The following is a 19748-nucleotide window of genomic DNA, read 5'->3' on the forward strand; positions in this document are numbered from 1 at the left end:
ACCTCCCGTCACACGTGCGGCGGCTCCACGTCCGAGTCCAGTCGCGTCCCGGCCCGCACCGCCTTCGTCGTCGGGTGCTCCTCCCCCAGCGTGCCCCGGGCCCGGCGGATGCAGTCCGCCCGCAGCTCCGCGGCCCGCTCGGCGTACCCGAGGGCGGCCAGCGACAGCGCGAGGTTGGAGTTGATGCCGATGGAGTCGTAGTGGTCCTGCCCGAGGGCCGCGGTCATCAGCGGCGCGGCCTCCGACTCCAGGTCCAGCGCGGCCTGGAGCTCTCCGGCCAGGGCGAGGTCGTTCGCGTGGTTCATCATCGCGATCGGGATGTAGAGGTGGTGCGCCCCGAGGACGATGCGGAACTGCGCCAGGGTGCGGCCGGACAGCTCGCGCGCCTCCGTGGTGCGCCCCGCCAGCCGCAGGTACACCGAGAGGTTGTTGGCGCCGGCCAGCGTCACCGGGTGGTTCTCGCCCAGGTAGTCGCGGTACCGCGCCAACGCGCTCTCCGCCAGCTGGATCGCCCGCCCGGTCTCGCCGAGCGCGTTGACGTCGCTGGCCAGGTTGGTCGCGGCGGCCAGGGTGTCGGGGTGTTCGGGGCCGTTGATGTCCAGGTAGCGCTGGTGGATGTCCTCGTCGATCTCCAGGGCCTCGCGGTAGCGGCCGGCCCGGCGCAGCGCCACGGCCAGGTTCTTGCGGGCGCGCAGGGTGTCGGTGTGGCCGTCGCCGATGGTCTGCTGGTAGATCCGGACGGTCTCCTCCAGCAGGTCCAGGGCCTCCCGCAGCCGCCCGGTCTCGCGCAGGTCGCGGGCGTAGTTGGAGGCCGAGGAGAGCGCGTACAGGCTGTGCGCGCCGAGCGCGTCGCGCTGCTGGAGGTAGTTGCTGAGGTGCCGTTCCAGGGCGGCCCGGCGGTCGCCGGCCAGGTAGTCGGAGACGGCGAGGTTGTTGGTGATCATCAGGGTCCGCGGGTGGTCCGGGCCGAGGGTGCGCCGGGCGGCGTCCAGGGTCTTGCGGTCGAGCGCCCGGGCCTCGTCGTAGCGGCCGAGGAAGCGCAGGTCGGCGCCGAGGCTGCTGGCGACGGCGAGGGCGTGCGAGTGCTCCGCGCCCAGGGTCGCGGTGAAGCGCTCCAGGATGTCCCGGTCCATCTCGTACGCCTCGTGGAGGGCGCCCTGGGAACGGCGGATGTTGCTCAGCTGGGTGCGCAGCATGAGCGTCTGGGCGTCGTTGTCGACGTCGAAGTCGGGCCCGCCGTAGCCGTCCTGGCGCCAGTGCTCCAGGGTTCGCTCGGCCAGCTCCCGGCCGGACTCGTGGAGGCTGCGCTTCCACTGGTAGCGGACCGAGTCGATGATCCACTGCCGGACGTCCTCGTCGGCGCTGTCCAGTGCCCCGGACGGCCAGAGGTGGGGCAGGAGTTCGGCGTACTCGGCCCAGTTGGCGGGCACGTCCGGGTCGCCGGGGTTGGCGGTGGCGAGCGCGGCGTGGACGACGCCGCGCAGTTCGGCCCGCCGCTCCTCCTCGACCTGGTCGCGCAGGACGGCCTGGACCAGCCGGTGCACGGTGATGGTCTCGCTGCCCTGGTCGGTGCGGGCGAGCCCGAACCGGTTGATGGCGCGCAGGAATTCGCCGATCGCAAGCTTGTCGCGGGGCGCCCGCGGGGGCAGCCGCAGGGCGCGGGTGACGGCCCGGCTGTAGAGCAGCCGCATCGGGATGGCGTCGGGGCCGAAGAAGGCGCAGATCTCCAGGATCTGGGCGGCCGGGGCGTTCATCCGGCGCAGTTCCTCGACCGAGATGCGCCAGGTCGCGGCGGCCGAGTGGGGGTAGTCGGCGGTGCGCAGCCGGGTGCGCTCCAGCATCTCGGTGAGCTCTTCGTCGAGCAGTTCGAGGTAGGTCGCGATCGGCATCGACGTCTCCTGGAGCCAGACGGCGGCCTGGCCGACGGCGAGCGGCAGGTCGCCGAGCCGGTGCGCGACCTGGTCGGCGTCCTCCGGGGAGAGGGCGCTGTTGAAGCGGCGCAGCAGCCGGACGCTCTCCTCGCGGAGGAAGACGTCGACCTCGACCAGGCCGGCGTGCCGGGCCCAGCCCTGGTTGCGGGAGGTGATCAGCACGTGGCCGCCGGAGGAGCCGGCCGGCTGCCAGGGGGCGAGTTCCTCCGGGGTGCCGGCGTTGTCGAAGACGAGCAGCCAGCGGCGGTACGGATCGCCGCGGCGCAGCGCGTCGAGCACGGCGGCGGCGGTGTGGGCGACGTCGTCGCTGCTGGGCACGCCGAGCCGGGGGGCGAGTTCGGCGAGCTTCTGCGGGATGTTGGCGGGCTCCTCGGCGGGCACCCACCAGACCACGTCGTACGCGGACTTGAAGCGGTGCGCGTACTCGGCGGCGATCTGGGACTTGCCGGCGCCGCCGAAGCCGTAGAGCACCTGGCTGAGCACGGCGGCCGGGCCGCCGGTGAAGCGGTTGCGGAGCAGTTCGAGCAGCTTGCCGCGGCCGATGAAGGCGGCGTTGCGCGAGGGCGCCTCCTGGACCTGCGGGGCGGTGCCGGGGAAGCGCGCGGGCGCGGCGAACTCGCCGCTGTCGGAGTCGGGTTGGCGGCTGCTGCCGGGCGGCGGGCCGAGTTCGGCGTAGAGCTGGGACTCGGCGCCGACCGCGGCGGAGCGGACCAGGTCGGGCGCGGGCTGCCCGGCGAACGGGCGGGGCACCGGCTCGTCCGAGTCCTGGAGCCGGAAGGCGACCAACGCCGGGGAGCCGGAGGCGAGTTCGCGCCCCTGGAGGAGCTGCCAGACCTCGCCGGCACGGGGCAGCGCGGTGTACTCGGGCGAGAGCAGCGCGAGCAGTCGGCCCTGGCCGTCGATCGGTCCGGCGACCTCGGGCGGCTGGGGGCCGGTGTACGGCTCGGCGGCGCTGTGCAGGGAGGTCTGGTAGCCGAAGCGGGTGAGCGTCCCGGCGGCCCACTCGGCCCACATCCGGTCCTCGGGCGCGTAGCTGACGAACACCTGGCGCGGCACCGCGCGGGCGGAGCGCAGGTAGGCGCCGTAGAGCCGGCGCCGGTTCTCGGCGGTGAGCGGGCGCAGGCTGCGGACCCGGCCGTCGGTGACCCAACTCGCCAGCCGTTCGAAGGCGTTGAGCAGGCTGCGGGCCTCCTGCGGCCGGTCGGCGACGGTGGCGGGCACCTCCTCGTAGGCGTAGAAGGGCTTGTACGGCACCTCGACGTCAGCCCAGTAGCCGGCCCGGCGGTCGGCGGCCAGCCAGCGGCCGAGGTAGGGGGCGAAGGCCTCGCGGGCGTAGTCGCGGCCGGCCTCCAGGCGCTCCTGCTCGGCGTCCTCGACCCGCATCGGCACCGGCAGGACCCGGATCACCCGCTCCTGGGTGGAATCGGCGATGCCACGGGCGGCGTCGACGCCGCCGCGGATGTTCTGGGCGCTGAAGGTGAAGCAGTCCACGACGGTGTCGGGCATCAGGACGGTGCAGATGCCGGAGGTGTCGCTGACGCCGGTGCGGCTGTCGATGAGCACGTAGTCGTAGCCGTGGGCCCAGCGTTGGCGCAGTTCGCGCAGGAACTCGCCGCCGCGGATGTCCCGGCCGTAGAAGAAGCTGCGCCAGTTGAAGCTGGTGACGGCGGCGGCGTAGGCGGCGTTCTGCCGGCCGGCGGGCAGGAAGTCGAGCCGGCCGCCGGGCGGCAGGTCGAGGGCGAGGCCGCAGACGTAGCTCTCCAGCCGGCCGGGCTCGTCCAGCCATTCGGCCGGGGACTGCCCGACCGGTCCGGTGGCCGAGGGCAGCGCCTGCTGGGCGTAGGAGCGCAGCAGGTCGATCAGGCCGTCGGTGGACTGCAGTTCCGGGTCGACCAGCAGCGGGTGGTAGTAGCGGTGGAGGCCGGGCGCCTCCAGGTCCCAGTCGACGACCAGGACGCGCAGGCCGCGGCTGGCGAGGATCCAGCCGACGTTGGCGAGCGCCATGGTGCGGCCGGTGCCGCCCTTGAAGGAGTAGAACGTGACGACCGATCCCGGTCCGCCGCGCTCCAGCTCTGCGCCGGGCTCAGTGGTCATGGTCCTGGTCTCCCCTCAGCGGGACAGCGTCGTCCTGGCCCCGGCGCCGGCCGGGCAGTTCCTGTGGAGCCGGATCGGGATGGTTCCGCGCGGTCGCCGGGCCTTGGCGCGGGACCGGCGGGCTTTGGCGCGGGACCGGTGGGGCGAGCCGGCGCGGCGGGCCGGCCGGGATGGTCAACCCGGGCATGGCCGGGCCGCCGTCGCCGAAGCCGAAGGTGTCGCCCCCGAAGCCGAAGGCGTCCCCGCCATCGTCTCCCCAATCGAGGTTGTCGTCCATGAGCTTGTTCTGGGCGACCGTCACCATGATGGTGAGGTAACTGTCGAAGCTCTCCTGGTTCACGCGCACCCGGAACAAGTGCTCCAGGTCGCTCCGGCGCAACCAGTTGCGGCGGAACACGCCGCGCACGCCGGTCCACGGTGCTTCGCGCTCCCCGTCCGGGTCGTTGCCGCCGATCGGCACCACCACGCCGGTGACCGGGTGGTTCTGGTCGTCGTACTCGCTCAGCGCGGCCCGGTACCGGTCGCTGTCGGCCACCCACGGGTCGACCAGGAGCACGCTGACCTGGCTGTCCTCCCGGGCCTGGTCGAGCTTCTCGCCGAGGCCGGGGCCGATCTCCTCCATCGTGGTGGTGTGCCCGGCCGTGGTGATCACCTGCTGGGCGCGCACCACCAGGGACGGCCGGGCGGGCGGGTAGTAGGGCGCCCACTGCCAGGGCTCGGCCCCGTACCGGCCGCCCGTGTACGAGCCGCCCTCGGCGCCGGCCTCCGAGGCGCGCCCGGCCGCGATGAACAGCCGCACCATCCCGGGGCTGGGGGCGGGCTCCGGCGCCGGCGGCGGCGGGAAGTAGCCGCGCACCGCGCTCAGGTCGAACTCGGGCAGCTCGCCGAGCCGTCGCGCGGCCGCGTCCCGGACCCGCTCCGCGACCACCCGGACCACCTGCTCGTACGCCCCGCTCCGCGCGGTGCGCAGCAGGGCCCGCAGGCCGTGCCGGGCGTAGGCGTCGCCCATGTCCGGCTGGACCCACTGGATCTTGGTGACCTCGTCGGCCAGTTCGCCCGACGAGACGGGCTCCCAGAGCACCGGGACCAGTGCCGGGACGAGCTCCCCGGTGTCCTCGCGGTGGCGCAGCACCCGGCCGCGGAAGGCGGTCCACTCCTTGCCGCAGTAGAGGCTGGCGAAGTAGGCCGGGGAGTAGAGCGCGATCATGGTTCGGCTGCGGCCCAGCATCGTCGCGAGCCGCCCGGCCCAGTCGTCGCCGAGGCGTAACTGCTCGGTGTCGCGGAAGGCGAGCTCCTCGGCCCGCACCGCGGTGCCGAGGAGTCGGCCGAGTTCGTCCCGCAGGTCGTTGAAGAACTGGTTGACGAAGGCGTCCTCGGCCTCGAAGTCCCGGCGCGCGTAGCTGAAGAAGAAGTACGGCCGTTGTTGTTCCTGCTCCACCACTCGTTCCCCCCGTGCCCGACGGTCCGCGACGGCGCTGGTCTCATACCCCAGCATGTCGCGAACTCCCCTGGCCCCGCTGGCGAGTTGGCGGATTCGTCGACCCGGTCGGTTTAGCCGGTGGTCAGGCGTGCACCGCCGGCCCGGGGCACTCCGGCGCCCGGCGGGCGCACGGGCGGGGACGGGGGCGCCGACGGCTTCGGCGGGCACGAGCGGCCGGATGCCGCCGGTCGGGCGGATCGGGCGGGTACTACCGGTCGAGCGCCGACTGGAACGCGGCGAGCGGCTCCGCACCGGGGGTCAGGGCGTCCGCGACCACCCGGCGCAGCAGGTCGCCGAGGACGGTGTCGGGCAGGGCGTCGAGTTCGTCGAGCGGCAGGGCGGCGACGTCGACCAGGTCAGAGCCGAGTCCAGCGGCGGTTTCCGCACCGGTGACGCCCATCAGTCCCTCACTCGATCGTGTCGGCACAGCGGGCTGCCGGCCGGAAGTGCATCGGCCCAGGTCCGCGACGGGCATCCTACACCCGGGCGGTGACGGTCCATCAGCTCCGCGCGCACGCCGCGCGGAGCCGCTGGGCCGAACGGATCACGGGCAGAGCCGCTCCACCCGCCAGCCCGTCGGGCGGGAGGGGTCGGCGACGTAGCGCAGGCGGTCGTGCAGGCGGTTCTCCCGGCCCTGCCAGAACTCGACGCTCTGCGGGACCACCCGGTAGCCGCCCCAGAACGGCGGGACGGGGACGCCCTCGCCCTCGGGGTAGCGGCGCTCCAGGTCGGCGTAGCGCTGTTCGAGGACCTCCCGGGCGCTGACCGGGCTGGACTGCTCGCTCGCCCAGGCGCCCAGCTGGGAGCCGTGCGGGCGGGTGCGGAAGTAGGCGGCGGTCTCGTCCCGGCCGACCTTCTCCACCCGGCCCTGGACGATCACCTGGCGGGCCAGCGCGATCCACGGGAAGAGCAGCGCGGCGTGCGGGTTGACGGCGAGCTCCGAGCCCTTGCGGGAGCCGTAGTTGGTGAAGAAGACGAAGCCGCGCAGGTCGTAGCCCTTGAGCAGGACGGTGCGGGAGCTGGGCCGCCCCTCGGCGTCGGCGGTGGAGAGCACCATGGCGTTGGGCTCCACCACCCCGGCGTCGTCCGCCTCGTGGAACCAGCGGGTGAACTGGCCGATCGGCTCTGGCGCGAGCTCCTCCTCGACCAGGCCCTCGTGGCTGTAGTGCTTGCGCATCACGGTGAGGTCCGGGCCGGGGCGGGCCTCGTCGGCCAGGATCCGGTTGGCGGGGCTCGGGGGCGTCGACTGGGCGCGATCCGGGGTCTGCACGCCAACATCATCCCGTACGACAAGCAACGGGCGCCGCTACCTCCGGACAAACCCCGGTGGGAGATCCGGTGACCCGCCCCCGCTTGGCCGACCGCGCCGGGGGGAATTGTCCGGAATCCGGGAAGTCAACCGGGTCCAGGGGAAACATCACCACGGTGGTGTATGGCGCAATGCACCCCGTGCCTGTCACTCTGGCACCGAGTGCCAAACACCATTCGGTCACTGGTGCGCCGCCCCACCAACGGCGGGGCGCCGATCGCAGAACTTGAAGGAGCCGTCGCATGTCCGATTTCGTACCCGGGCTTGAGGGAGTCGTCGCGTTCGAGAGCGAGATCGCCGAACCCGACCGTGAAGGCGGCGCCCTGCGGTACCGCGGTGTCGACATCGACGACCTGGTGGGCAACGTCTCCTTCGGCCACGTCTGGGGCCTGCTGGTGGACGGCAAGTTCAACCCCGGCCTGCCGGCCGCCGAGCCCTTCCCGATCCCGGTGCACTCCGGCGACATCCGGGTGGACGTGCAGTCGGCGCTCGCCATGCTCGCCCCGGTCTGGGGCCTCAAGCCACTGCTGGACATCGACGCCGAGCAGGCCCGCGACGACCTCGCCCGGGCCGCCGTCATGGCGCTGTCCTACGTCGCCCAGTCCGCCCGCGGCCAGGGCCTGCCGATGGTCCCGCAGAGCGAGATCGACAAGGCCGAGACGGTCGTCGAGCGGTTCATGATCCGCTGGCGCGGCGAGCCGGACCCGAAGCACGTCAAGGCCGTCGACGCCTACTGGACCTCGGCCGCCGAGCACGGCATGAACGCCTCCACCTTCACCGCCCGGGTCATCGCCTCCACCGGTGCCGACGTCGCGGCCGCGCTGTCCGGCGCGGTCGGCGCGATGTCCGGCCCGCTGCACGGCGGCGCGCCGTCCCGCGTGCTCGGCATGATCGAGGAGATCGAGCGCACCGGCGACGCGACCGCGTGGGTCAAGAACGCCCTGGACAAGGGCGAGCGCCTGATGGGCTTCGGCCACCGCGTCTACCGCGCCGAGGACCCGCGCGCCCGGGTGCTGCGCCGCACCGCCAAGGAGCTCGGCGCGCCGCGCTTCGAGGTCGCCGAGGCGCTGGAGAAGGCCGCGCTGGAGGAGCTGCACAACCGCCGCCCCGACCGCGTGCTGGCCACCAACGTCGAGTTCTGGGCCGCCATCATGCTGGACTTCGCCGAGGTCCCGGCGCACATGTTCACCTCGATGTTCACCTGCGCCCGCACCGCCGGCTGGTCGGCGCACATCCTGGAGCAGAAGCGCACGGGCCGGCTCGTGCGCCCCTCCGCGCGCTACATCGGCCCCGGCCCGCGCCGCCCCGAGGAGATCGAGGGCTGGGACGCCATCGCCCACTGACGGTAACCGGACGAGCGTCCGGACAGTGCCCCTGACCAGCGGGTCCGACATCGGCCGGGCCCGCTGGTCGGCTGCCGGGCGCGGCCGGGATCACAGTCTCAGCGGGCGGACGGCCATACCCGCGCCCGGCCCCCGGCCGGTAGGCTGCGCGCGTGGCTCAGATCCAGATCCCCGCTGATATCAAGCCCGCAGACGGCCGTTTCGGCTGCGGACCGTCCAAGGTGCGCCCCGAGGCCCTCAGTGCCCTCGCCGCCACCCAGGCCTCCCTGCTCGGCACCTCGCACCGCCAGGCCCCGGTGAAGAACCTGGTCAAGCGCGTACGCGAGGGCGTGAGCAGCCTGTTCTCGCTGCCGGACGACTACCAGGTCGTCCTCGGCAACGGCGGCTCCACCGCCTTCTGGGACATCGCCGCCTTCGGCCTGGTGCGGGAGAAGTCCCAGCACCTGGACTTCGGCGAGTTCTCCTCGAAGTTCGCCTCCTCGGTCAAGGCCGCGCCGTGGCTCGGCGAGCCGACCGTGATCAAGACCGCCCCGGGCACCCACCCGCTGCCGGTCGCCGAGGCCGGCGTGGACGTCTACGGGCTCACCCACAACGAGACCTCGACCGGCGTCGCGATGCCGATCAAGCGCCCGGCCGGCGCGGACGAGGGCTCGCTGGTCCTGGTGGACGCCACCTCGGGCGCCGGCGGCCTGCCGGTGGACATCACCGAGACGGACGTCTACTACTTCGCCCCGCAGAAGTCCTTCGCCTCCGAGGGCGGGCTGTGGCTGGCCACCTTCTCCCCGGCCGCCCTGGAGCGCGCCGCCGAGATCGCCGGCTCCGGCCGCTACATCCCGCCGTTCTTCTCGCTGCCGACGGCCATTGACAACTCGTCGAAGGACCAGACGTACAACACCCCGTCGCTCGCCACCCTCTTCCTGCTGGCCGACCAGCTGGAGTGGCTGAACGGCAACGGCGGCCTGGACTGGGCGGTCGCCCGCACCGCCGACTCCTCGTCCCGGCTGTACTCCTGGGCCGAGAAGTCCTCCTACGCCACCCCGTTCGTGGCGAACCCGGCCGAGCGCTCCCAGGTGGTCGGCACCATCGACTTCGACGAGTCGGTGGACGCCGCCGCGGTCGCCAAGGCACTGCGTGCCAACGGCATCGTGGACACCGAGCCGTACCGCAAGCTGGGCCGCAACCAGCTGCGCATCGCGATGTTCCCGGCGATCGACCCGGCGGACGTCGAGGCGCTCACCCACTGCATCGACTACGTGGTCGAGCAGCTCTGACCCAGGCCCCCTGTCGGGGACACGGCTGAGGGCCACCGCCGACGGGCGGTGGCCCTCTCGCCGTGTCAGGGGCCTACCGGCCGGCCAGCGAGCTGATCAGCACGACGACCAGCAGCAGCACCAGGGTGCCGGAGACGATGCGGTTACGAGTCTTGGGGTCCACGGTCAACGAGCGTACCTCCGGCCCACCCCGGCCCGGACCGGAGCCCCCGGGGGAGCGGAAGCCGGCCTTCAGCTCCAGTCCGCCAGCGCCCACGACCGCAGCGACTCGTAGTGGGCGAAGCCGCCGCCCAGGTCGCTGCGCATCAGGTGCAGCTCGGCGGCGTCCCACTCCGGCCCCCGGTAGTCGGCCAGCGCCGCCACCAGGCCGTCCAGCTCGGCCGTCGCGACCCGCTGCACGGCCCGCCGGTGGCCGCGCGAGGAGCCGGCCCGGGCGAGGGTGAGGTGCGGGTGGAAGGCGAAGGTGTCGGTCTCCCCGGTCACCTCGGCGGTGGCCTCGGCGACGGCGTCGGCCAGTCGGCGCAGCGCCCAGGCCTGGCCCTCGATCCCGGCCCAGAGCACCCGGTCGCCGAACCGCCCGGCGCCCACGATCCGCAGCCGGTGCGCCGGGTGGACCTCGGCGACGGCGGCCAGGCCCTCCTCCAGCTCCGGCAGCCGCTCGGCCGCCACCTCGCCCAGGAAGGCCAGGGTCAGGTGCCAGCCCTCGACGCCGGTCCAGCGCAGCCGGTCCGCCCCGGGCAGCTCCCGCACCGGCGCGACCGCGTCGAAGAGCCCCTGCAACGCCTCGGTCGGCGGGAGCACCGCCACGAAGAGCCTCATGGGCCCATCTTCCCGCGCCCGGCCCGCTGGGGTAGAACGGTTTTCCATGAAGATCCGCAACGGGGGACCCGCGGACGTCCCCGACATCCTGTCCCTGCTCGACGGCGCCGTGGCCTGGCTGGCCGCCCAGGGCCGCACCGGCCAGTGGGGCGACCAGCCGTTCAGCACCAACCGGGCCCGGGTCGACCAGGTCTCCTCGTACGCCGACGAGCCGTTCCTGATCCGCCTCGCGGTGGACGAGGACGGCCGTACGGTCGGCTGCTGCGTGCTCTCCGAGGACCGCGGCCGGTGGATCCCCGCCGTGGGCGAGCGTGAGCTGTACGTCCGCAACCTGGTCACCGACCGCGACCGCAAGGGCTCCGGCATCGGCGCCGCGCTGATCGCCGACGCGGTCGAGGAGGCCCGCCGGCGCGGCATCGGCCTGCTGCGGGTGGACTGCTACGGCGGCGCCGACCGCAAGCTGGTCGGCCGGTACCGGGCGCTCGGCTTCACCGAGACCGTGGCGTTCGAGGTCGACCAGCCGCACGGCGTCTGGCCCGGCCAGGTGCTGGAGATCCGCCTCTGAACCACCACAGGCCTCCGGGGCACCATGCCACCGGAGGCCTGACGAGACATCAGCAGGCCGCCGCCAGCTCCGACGTGCGCGGCACACCGGCCCGCGGCACGAAGGCCACCACCCGGCCGCCGCGGCCCGGGTGCAGGTCGAAGCGCACCCGGAGGTCCGCACTGCGGGCCAGCACCAGGCCGACCACGCCGGCCGCCGCCGCGGACACCAGCCCGCAGGCCAGCAGGCCCAGCCGGGGCCCGTACGAGGCGGTCACCCAGCCGACGATCGGGGCGCCGATCGGCGTCCCGCCGGTGAAGACCAGCACCAGCAGGCCCATCACCCGGCCGCGCATCTCGGGGTCGGTGGCCAGCTGGAGCGAGGCGTTGACCGAGGTGTTGAAGCTCAGCCCGAAGACCCCGATCAGCATCAGCAGCAGCGCGAAGGTCCAGTAGTCGGGCGCGAACGCGGCGACCACCTCCAGCGAGCCGAAGGCCAGCGCCGCGCCGACCAGCCGGCGCAGCCGCGGCACGCCCCGGCGGGCGGCGAGCAGCGCGCCGGTCAGCGAGCCGATCGCCATCGCGGTGTTCAGCAGGCCGTACTGGCCGGCGCCCACCTTGAAGGTGTCGTACGCGAAACCGGAGAGCAGCGTCGGGAAGTTGAACCCGAAGGTGCCGATGAACCCGGCGAGCACCATCGGCCAGAGCAGCTCGGGCCGCTCCCTGACGTACCGCAGGCCCTCGCGCAGCTGCCCCTTCTGACGAGCGATCGGCGCGGTCGGGCGCAGTTCGCTCTCCCGCATCGCGAGCAGCCCGCCGATCACGGCGGCGAAGGACAGCGCGTTGACGGCGAACGCCCAGCCGCTGCCGACCGCGGCGATCAGCAGGCCCGCGACGGCGGGGCCGACCAGCCGGGCGGTCTGGAAGTTGGCGGCGTTCAGGCTGACGGCGTTGGCGAGGTCCTTGGGCCCGACCATCTCGGCCACGAAGGCCTGCCGGGTCGGGTTGTCCACCACGGTGACCAGGCCGAGCAGCAGCGCGAAGAAGTACACGTAGTACGGCGTCACCACGCCACCGACGGTCAGCACCGCGAGGCCGGCGGCCAGCAGGCCCATCGCGCCCTGGGTGTAGATCAGCAGCCGGCGCTTGGGCATCCGGTCGGCGAGCACGCCGCCGAACAGGCCGAGCAGCAGCATCGGCAGGAACTGCATGGCGGTGGTGATGCCGACCGCGAGCGGGCTGCCGGTGAGGCTGAGCACCAGCCAGTCCTGGGCGATCCGCTGCATCCAGGTACCGGTGTTGGACACCACCTGGCCGGCGAAGTAGTAGCGGTAGTTGCGAACGCGCAGTGAGGAGAACATCCCCCCGGGCCGGGTGAAGCGGGCACCGGTCGGGGACGCGGCCGCGTGGGTGCGGCGCTGAGCGGCGGAGTGCGCCGCGGTGCGTTCGTCGGGGTCGTCGTCGCCGTTGCCGGGCAGTCCCGCGGGGGCGGGGGCCTGGGTGTCGGCGGCCGTGGCACTGGCCGCGGCGGGGTCGGCGGTCGGGTCGTCGGTACGGATGGCGGCGGCGCTGGCTGCGGCCGGCGGTGTCACGGTGGTCTCCCCTCGCGGCGCGACGGCCACGGTGGTGGCCGCCGCGCTCCTGGTGTCGGTGGTCGGTCCTGCGGTGATGCGGGCTCCTTGTCCTCCCGGCGGCCGGCCGGGGTCGGTATGCCTACGGCGCGTCAGACACGCCGTCAGAGGTGTGCGAGCTTGTAGAGCACGGGCGCGGCCTCCCTGAGGACGGCCCACTCCTCCTCGTCGAGCCCCTGGGCGAGCTCGGCGAGCCAGACGTTCCGGCGCCGACGACTCTCGTCGAGGATCGTCTCCGCCTGTTCGGTGCTGCTGACGACCACCTGGCGGCGGTCCTCGGGGTGCGGTTCGCGCCGCACCAGCCCCTTCTCCTCCAGCATCGCGACGATCCTGGTCATCGAAGGAGGCTGCACGTGCTCCTTCCGGGCGAGCTCACCCGGCGTCGCCTTCCCGCACCGGGCGAGGGTGCCCAGCACTCCCATCTCGGTGGGACTCAACGACTCCTCCACCCGCTGGTGTTTGAGTCGTCGGGAGAGGCGCATCGTGGACGATCGCAGCTGACTGATCGCTGCGAGGTCCTGCTCGGACATCTCGGGCATCTCTTTAGCTTACGTCATTACTCTCGCTAAGGAAAATGGGATCCGCCGTGCCCCGGGATCGCCCCGGTGCCATATTGGTGATGGGCCCAGCTCTCGACATCCCAGAAGGGCCGACCAGCCATGTCCGACCTCGCCACCGAGCAGTCCGCACCGCCCGAACAGCGGCAACCCGCGCAGTCCGAGTCCGGCGACACCGGCTTCGGCCGGCTCGCCATGGTCACCATCGACTGCGCCGACCCGATCGCGCTGGCCTCGTTCTACGGCGAGCTGCTGGGGTGGGAGACCCGACACACGGACGAGAACTTCGCGATCCTGGACAACCCCGAGGGCGGCAGCCCGCTGGGCTTCGGGAAGGTGGTCGGGTACCGGCCGCAGCCGTGGACGGAGCCGGACGGCAGCAAGCACTTCCACCTCGACTTCTACGTCGACGACCTGGAAGAAGCCACCGCGAAGGCCCTCGCGCTGGGCGCCACCGAGCCCGCCTACCAGCACGGACGCACGCTGCGGGTGCTGATCGACCCGGCCGGTCACCCGTTCGGCCTAGCGCCGCTGGAGTGACCGCCGGGCGAGGCCGGGCGAAGCCGCCCGAGGCCCGTCCGACGCCGCCCGAGGCCCGTCCGGAGCCCATCCGGCGCCCATCCGAGGCCTGGAGGCCGTGCGCAGGCGATGTCAGGGCTCGGTGCCAAGATCATGCAGGCCGCGTAAAGGTCCATCCTGACCTGCGAGTTCACCAAAAATGCGAACATTGTGCGATCGCCGGGCGGTGGCTACTGTCCCCAATTGTCAGGGGCACCGCAAGCGCCCGCCTTCCCCCGGCCGATCGCGCCCGCGATCCCTGGTGCCCTCAACCCCCTGACCAGGGAGCATTCTTGGGTGAGATCCACCATGCCGACCACGGCTGGGTGACGCCGGCGGCCTCGTACTTCGTCGCCTGCCTCGGAGCCTTCGTCGCCCTGCGCAGCGCCCGCTGGGCCCTCGTCTCGCAGGGCCGCACCCGGGCCGTCTGGCTGCTGTTCGCCTCGACCTCGCTCGGGGCCGGGATCTGGTCCATGCACTTCATCGCGATGCTCGGCTTCTCCGTGACCGGCCTGGAGATCACCTACCGGCCCTGGCTGACCGTCCTCAGCCTGCTGGTCGCCATCGCGGTGGTCGGCGTCGGGTTCTGCACCGTCGGGTACTGGCGGCGCCACCCCGTCCTGGCGCTGCTGGTCGGCGGGCTGACCACCGGCCTCGGGGTCGCCGCCATGCACTACCTGGGCATGGCCGCGATGGTCCTGCCCGGCCGGCTCGGCTACGACCGGCTGACCGTGGCGGCCTCGGTGGCCATCGCCGTGGTCGCGGCCACCGCCGCGCTCTGGGCCGCGCTGAACATCCGGGGCACGCTCGCCGTGCTGGCGGCGGCGCCGGTGATGGGCGTGGCGGTCTGCGCGATGCACTACACCGGGATGGCGGCGCTCTCCGTCGACGTGGACTTCTCGCACTCCGCCTGGGGCGGGGTGATGGCGCTCCAGTTCGTCTTCCCGCTCGGGGTCGGGCTCGGCTGCTACGTCTTCTTCGGCTCGCTGGCCTTCGCGGTCTCGCCGAGCCGCCACAACGCCCGGCCCCTGCTGGCCGGTCCGGCCGCCCCGCTGCCCCCACGCACCCCGCCCGGCCCGCCGGTGGCGCCGGTCGCGCCGGTCGCGCCGGTCGCGCCGGTCGCGCCGCAGTCGCGGCTGCCGGCGGGTGGGACGGGTGCCCGGGGCTGAGACCGGGTACGGGAACGGGTGCCCGAAACGTGCGTCCGGCCGGGCCCCCCACCCCGGCCGGCCGCCGCTCCTCGGCCTCCTCCGCCCGGTGGCTACTCGGGCCGCCCGAGCAGCCCCGCCAGGTGCTCCGGGGTGGCCACCGGGCAGACCTTGTGCACGAAGTCCCGCCGCAGCCCGTGGTACGGCTCGCCCGCCCGGTAGAAGTTGGCGTGCATCCGGCGCAGTTCCTCCGCCCGGTACTCGGCGAGCGGCTTGGCCTCCTCGTCGAGCGCCCGGCGGTGCTTCTTGTCGACCAGCCGCCCGGTGAGCTCCGGCGAGCCGGCGAGCCGGGCCGCCTCGCGGGCCACCCAGCGGCGGAAGGCCTCCGCGTCCCCGCCGACCGTACGGTCCACCAGGCCGATCCGGCGGGCGTGGTCGGCGCCCACCGGCAGCGCCTCGGTGGTCAGCCGCTCGGCCTGCTCGGCACCGACCCGGCCGGGCAGGGTGTACGTCCAGTACTCGGAGCCGTACAGGCCCATCAGCCGGTAGTGCGGGTTGAGCACCGCCGACTCCCGGCACCACACCTCGTCGGCGGCGAGCGCCGCCATCAGCCCGCCGGCCGCCGCGTTCCCGGCCAGGGCCGCCACCGTCACCTTGTCCGTCGTGGTCAGCACCGCCTCGACGAAGTCGTCCATCGCGTTGATGTTCTCCCAGGACTCCAGCGCCGGGAAGGCCGCGCCCTGGATGACGTTGAGCTGGATCCCGTTGGAGAAGAAGTCCCGGGGCGCGCCCAGCACCAGCACCGAGGTCGGCCGCTCGGCCGCCTCCCGGTAGGCGGCGAGCAGCCGGCGGCACTGCTCGGTGCTCATCGCCCCGCCCTGGTAGGCGAATTCGAGGAAGCCGACGTCGCCCTCCTCGCGGTAGCGCAGCTCCGACCAGGTGGCGCGGTCGGCCGCCCGCTCCGGGCTCACCGGCACCTCGCGGACCCGGTACAGCTCGTCGGCGAGCACCGTCGCGGCCGGCAGCTTGAAGGTGGCCGGCCCGCCGGGGGTGCGGCGCGGGCGCAGCTGGGGTATCCACACCGCGCCGTCCACGGTGGCCCGGCAGATCGCGCCGTCCCGGGTGGCCAGCACGGCGCCGGGCACCGGGCCGCGCAGCTCGTCCTCGGGGTGGCCGCCGTGCAGGAAGAACTCCCGCCCGAACAGCTCGTCCAGCACGCCGGGTTGGGAGTCTGCGGCGCGCAACTTGCGTAGCACGGTGGCGGTTTCGTCCCGCTCCCAGTCGATCCGGCGGGCCTCCTGGCGCAGCGGCGGCCGCGGCCGGCCGGGCACGTCCGGCCGGGTGTAGTCCAGCGGTTCGGGGGTGAACAGCCCGCCCTCGTAGCGCTGGACGGCCAGCAGGACGGCCGCCACGGCGGCGTCGGCGGCCTCACCGCGGTACAACTCGCTCTTGCCGCAAGCGGGTACGGGGAATTCGACGGACGCCCAGATGTCACCGGCGTCCATCTCCTCAACGGCTTGCAGCACGGTGACGCCCCAGTGCTCCGCCCCCTCGGTGATCGCCCAGTCCAGCGAGGAGGGGCCGCGGTCGCCCTTGGGCCCCGGGTGCACGATCAGGACCGTCCGGGTGGACCAGATGTCCCGGGGGACGGCCTTGGTGAGCATCGGGCAGATGACCAGCTCGGGGTCGGTGCGGACCACCGCCGCTCTCATCTGCTCGTCACCGAGGGCGAGTTGGACGGCGACCTGGTGGCCGCGCTCGCGCAGCTCGGTGTGGACGCGCTGGGTCAGGCTGTTGAACGCGCTGGCGATCAGGAGAATGCGCAAGGAGGGCCTCCGGCGGGAACTGGGGTCGCGCGCAGGCGATGAAACCAGGGCATGAACACGTAATGATCACGTTCCGTGCTCCGGCGCCCTACTCTCACGTACCCCGCACACTGTGGCCCCGCCGTGGCCCGTGCTTCGCGGGATCTCCCCAACCCCCTCCCCCGCGTTGGCACTTGTGGTAGCCGGCGCGGGGAACGCCCGGTCAGCGCGGGAACGCCCGACGGGCCCGCCAGGTGGTGTGCTCGCGGGAAACCGCGTCCTCCGCCTCCGCCGCCAGCCGGGCCCAACGCGCCTCGGCGTCCGGCGCCTTGAGGTCCAGGTCGGACAGCTGGTTGCCGACGTTCTCCAGCTCGCGCGCGGCCAACTGGTAGGCGGCGGCCAGCGGGCCGAGCTGCTTGAGCTGCGTCCAGGCGATGATCGCCGCCGCCGCGGCCGACGTGGCGCCGAAGAGGTGCACCGACAGCGCGCCGGTGGCCTGGGCGATGGCCGCCGCGGCACCGACGATGATCAGCACCGCGACGCCGAGCCCCCAGGAGACCGCCTGCGAGTCGCAGGCCTCGGCCCGGGAGCGGTACCAGGTGCGCTGGCCCTCGACCCGGGTGCGCAGATAGAGGGTGCGCCGCGCGGCCAGGCCCTCGGCCCGCTGCCGGCGCATCTCCGGGGTGATCTCGGCGACGCTGCCGGGCGGCACGATCTCCGGGTCCTCGAAGGCCCGCAGGACGTCCTCGACCTGGAGCAGGTAGCCGTTGTCGACGTCCGGGGACTCGGCCTCGCCGTCGAACGGCCGGGCCCGGACGGTGTACTTCCAGGCCAGCGTCTTGACCGACTCGGCCGCCGCCCGCGCCTGGTACCAGCGACCCTGCGGGTTGCCACGTCTCAGCCGGGACCAGAAGTAGCCGGCCACCAGGAAGGCCGCCACCGAGAACAGCGGCCAGATGTCGGAGTCGCCCTTGGTGTCCGGGCCGGGGAACGACCCGATCACGGCGGCGACCACCAGCATCGCGATCAGCCCGCGGTACCAGCGCAGCGTCTCGCGCTGGCCGTCCAGCGAGGCCTTGTCCGTCGTCCGGAACAGCTCCGGCAGCAGCTGCGCCTCGACGCCCCCCGGCGGATCCTGTTGCACCATGACCGAGCCCCCTCCCCCTACTCCGTCCAGCCAGTATTCCCACCGCCAACTGGCCTACACAGACGCCTTTTTGACAACTTCCGGCGGGCCCCGCGTTGCCCGGAAAATCAGTAACCGATATAACCGGTTACATGCCGCTGCACTGGAAGCTCGTCATCGACTGCGCCGACCCGCACCGCCAGGCCGCCTTCTGGGCCGCCGCCCTGGAGTACACGCTGGAGGACCACGGCGCGCTGATCACCCGGCTGCTCGCCGCCGGCGCGGTCGGCCCGGAGGCCCTCACCGAAGTGGACGGCCACCCGGCCTGGCGCACCCTGGCCGCCATCCGCCACCCCGAGGACCCGTACGACCCGGCCTCCGACACCGGCCTCGGCCGCCGCGTCCTGTTCCAGGCCGTCCCCGAGCCCAAGCAGGGCAAGAACCGCTTCCACCTCGACGTCCACCCCGGCCCCGGCGAGCGCGCCGCCACCGTCGCCCGCCTCCAGACCCTCGGCGCCACCCTCGTCCGCCACGTCGACGAGCCCGGCGGCGCCTGGACGGTCATGCGGGACCCCGAGCAGAACGACTTCTGCGTCCACTGACGCGCCCCCGCCCCGAAGACGCCGAAGCCCCGCCCTCCCGGAGCCGGGAGGGCGGGGCCGTGGGGCGCGGTGAGCGTCAGAGCAGGCCGAAGGCCGGCATCAGGTAGTAGAAGGCGAAGACCGTGGCCACCGCGTACATCGGGACGGGGACCTCGCGGCCGCGGCCGGCGGCGACGCGCAGGATGCAGAAGGCGACGAAGCCCATGCCGATGCCGTTGGTGATGCTGTAGGTGAACGGCATCAGCACGATGGTCAGGAAGGCCGGGACCGCGATCGTGTAGTCGGCCCAGTCGATCTCCTTGATCGAGTTGGCCAGGATCAGGAAACCGACGGTGATCAGCGCCGGGGTCGCGGCCTGGGCCGGGACCATGGTGGCGAGGGGGGTGAGGAAGAGCGACACCAGGAAGAGCGCACCGGTGACGATCGAGGCGAAGCCCGTCCGGGCGCCCTCGCCGACGCCGGCGGTGGACTCGACGAAGCAGGTGTTGGCGGAGGAGGAGGTGGCGCCGCCGGCCGCGGTGGCGATGCCGTCGACCATCAGCACCTTGTTGATGCCGGGCAGGTCGCCCTTCTCGTCCAACAGGTGGGCCTCGTCGGCCACGCCGAGGATGGTGCCCATCGCGTCGAAGAAGCACGACATCAGCACGGTGAAGACGAACAGCACGCCGGTCAGCACGCCGACCTTCTCGAAGCCGCCGAACAGGCTGACCTTGCCCACCAGGCCGAAGTCCGGCGCCGAGACCGGGTTGCCCGGCCAGGACGGGACGGTCAGGCCCCACTTGAGCGCCGGGATGTCGGCGACCTTGTCGATGATCGCGGCGAGCGCGGTGGTGGCCGCGATGCTGATCAGGATGGCGCCGGGCACCTTGCGGATCAGCAGGATCAGGGTGAGCACCAGGCCGATCACGAAGATCAGCACCGGGAAGCCGAGCAGGTGCCCGTTGCCGCCGAGCTGGAGCGGGACGGTGGTGTGGGCGGCGTCCGGGATGCGGCTGACGAAGCCGGAGTCGACCAGGCCGACCAGGCTGATGAACAGACCGATACCGATCGCGATGGCCTTGCGCAGGCCGAGCGGAACCGCGCTCATGACCCGCTCGCGCAGACCGGTGGCGACCAGCAGCATGATCGCGAAGCCGGCCAGCACGACCATGCCCATGGCGTCCGGCCAGGTCATCTTGGGGGCGAGCTGGAGCGCCACGATCGTGTTGACGCCGAGCCCGGCCGCCAGGCCGATCGGGACGTTGCCGATCACCCCCATCAGCAGGGTGGTGAGACCGCCGGTGAGGGCGGTGGCGGTGACCAGCTGGGCGCTGTTCAGGTGGGCGCCGGTGATGTCCGTACCGCTGCCCAGGATGATCGGGTTCAGCACCAGGATGTACGCCATGGTGAAGAACGTGGCGACACCACCGCGGATCTCGCGCGACAGGGTGGACCCTCGCTCGCTGATCCGGAAGAAACGGTCGACCGCGCTCGTGGGGGGCTGCGGCGCGGCGGGTTCGGGCGACTCGGTGGTCGGCTGGACCACAGGCAT

The 19748-nt window shown here is 73.1% G+C and carries 16 protein-coding genes; 6 read left to right on the forward strand and 10 right to left on the reverse strand.

Annotated elements, in window-relative coordinates:
* Window positions 1–8 precede the first annotated feature (8 nt).
* The 4 genes from fxsT to pdxH form a co-directional block, all read right to left on the reverse strand.
* Window positions 9–4025 (reverse strand): FxSxx-COOH system tetratricopeptide repeat protein, encoded by a 4017-nt coding sequence (gene fxsT, locus QWJ13_RS23165; protein ID WP_316526813.1) that lies wholly within the window; start codon window positions 4023–4025, stop codon window positions 9–11.
* Complete coding sequence (locus QWJ13_RS23170) at window positions 4015–5463, reverse strand: TIR-like protein FxsC (RefSeq protein WP_316526814.1); 1449 nt, start codon at window positions 5461–5463, stop codon at window positions 4015–4017. Before QWJ13_RS23170 ends, fxsT begins: the two co-directional genes overlap by 11 nt.
* Before the next feature lie 250 nt (window positions 5464–5713).
* Complete coding sequence (gene fxsA, locus QWJ13_RS23175; RefSeq protein WP_049656076.1) at window positions 5714–5905, reverse strand: FxSxx-COOH cyclophane-containing RiPP peptide; 192 nt, start codon at window positions 5903–5905, stop codon at window positions 5714–5716.
* A 144-nt stretch (window positions 5906–6049) separates the two neighbouring features.
* Window positions 6050–6682 (reverse strand): pyridoxamine 5'-phosphate oxidase, encoded by a 633-nt coding sequence (pdxH, locus tag QWJ13_RS23180; RefSeq protein ID WP_316527372.1) that lies wholly within the window; start codon window positions 6680–6682, stop codon window positions 6050–6052.
* A 374-nt stretch (window positions 6683–7056) separates the two neighbouring features.
* Between pdxH and QWJ13_RS23185 the strand changes: the two genes are divergently transcribed.
* The gene (locus tag QWJ13_RS23185) at window positions 7057–8157 is read left to right on the forward strand and encodes a citrate synthase 2 (RefSeq protein ID WP_316526816.1); all 1101 of its coding nucleotides are present in this window, start codon (window positions 7057–7059) and stop codon (window positions 8155–8157) included.
* A 152-nt stretch (window positions 8158–8309) separates the two neighbouring features.
* Window positions 8310–9428: a phosphoserine transaminase gene (serC, locus tag QWJ13_RS23190; protein ID WP_316526817.1), complete on the forward strand. Its 1119-nt coding sequence runs from the start codon at window positions 8310–8312 to the stop codon at window positions 9426–9428.
* Between the two features lie 231 nt (window positions 9429–9659).
* Here serC and thpR read toward each other — a convergent pair whose 3' ends face one another.
* Entirely contained in the window at window positions 9660–10247 is a 588-nt protein-coding gene (gene thpR / locus QWJ13_RS23195; protein WP_316526818.1) for an RNA 2',3'-cyclic phosphodiesterase, read from the reverse strand.
* 46 nt (window positions 10248–10293) lie between these two features.
* On the opposite strand from thpR, the gene QWJ13_RS23200 reads away from it, so the two are divergent.
* The gene (locus QWJ13_RS23200) at window positions 10294–10812 is read left to right on the forward strand and encodes a GNAT family N-acetyltransferase (RefSeq protein ID WP_316526819.1); all 519 of its coding nucleotides are present in this window, start codon (window positions 10294–10296) and stop codon (window positions 10810–10812) included.
* A gap of 49 nt (window positions 10813–10861) precedes the next feature.
* Here QWJ13_RS23200 and QWJ13_RS23205 read toward each other — a convergent pair whose 3' ends face one another.
* Complete coding sequence (locus QWJ13_RS23205) at window positions 10862–12151, reverse strand: MFS transporter (RefSeq protein ID WP_316527373.1); 1290 nt, start codon at window positions 12149–12151, stop codon at window positions 10862–10864.
* A gap of 374 nt (window positions 12152–12525) precedes the next feature.
* Window positions 12526–12960 carry a MarR family winged helix-turn-helix transcriptional regulator gene (locus tag QWJ13_RS23210; protein ID WP_316526820.1) on the reverse strand — a complete coding sequence of 145 codons (435 nt, stop codon included), beginning with the start codon at window positions 12958–12960 and terminating at the stop codon, window positions 12526–12528.
* A 120-nt stretch (window positions 12961–13080) separates the two neighbouring features.
* Here QWJ13_RS23210 and QWJ13_RS23215 point away from each other — a divergent pair, with 120 nt between their 5' ends.
* A complete protein-coding gene (locus QWJ13_RS23215; RefSeq protein WP_316526821.1) occupies window positions 13081–13518 on the forward strand; it encodes a VOC family protein in 438 nt (145 codons plus the stop codon).
* Window positions 13519–13829: 311 nt separating this feature from the next.
* Window positions 13830–14705, forward strand: a complete 876-nt coding sequence (locus QWJ13_RS23220; protein ID WP_316526822.1) for an MHYT domain-containing protein — start codon at window positions 13830–13832, stop codon at window positions 14703–14705.
* Window positions 14706–14797: 92 nt separating this feature from the next.
* Here the strand turns inward: QWJ13_RS23220 and QWJ13_RS23225 are convergent, their stop codons facing one another.
* Window positions 14798–16510 carry an enoyl-CoA hydratase-related protein gene (locus tag QWJ13_RS23225; RefSeq protein WP_316526823.1) on the reverse strand — a complete coding sequence of 571 codons (1713 nt, stop codon included), beginning with the start codon at window positions 16508–16510 and terminating at the stop codon, window positions 14798–14800.
* 202 nt (window positions 16511–16712) lie between these two features.
* The gene (locus QWJ13_RS23230) at window positions 16713–17636 is read right to left on the reverse strand and encodes a DUF4231 domain-containing protein (protein WP_316526824.1); all 924 of its coding nucleotides are present in this window, start codon (window positions 17634–17636) and stop codon (window positions 16713–16715) included.
* A gap of 131 nt (window positions 17637–17767) precedes the next feature.
* On the opposite strand from QWJ13_RS23230, the gene QWJ13_RS23235 reads away from it, so the two are divergent.
* A complete protein-coding gene (locus QWJ13_RS23235) occupies window positions 17768–18217 on the forward strand; it encodes a VOC family protein (RefSeq protein ID WP_316526825.1) in 450 nt (149 codons plus the stop codon).
* 76 nt (window positions 18218–18293) lie between these two features.
* Here QWJ13_RS23235 and QWJ13_RS23240 read toward each other — a convergent pair whose 3' ends face one another.
* A complete protein-coding gene (locus tag QWJ13_RS23240; protein ID WP_316526826.1) occupies window positions 18294–19748 on the reverse strand; it encodes an NCS2 family permease in 1455 nt (484 codons plus the stop codon).

Origin of the sequence: Kitasatospora brasiliensis (assembly GCF_032654805.1) — a bacterium.
Classification (GTDB): Bacteria; Actinomycetota; Actinomycetes; order Streptomycetales; family Streptomycetaceae; genus Kitasatospora; species Kitasatospora brasiliensis.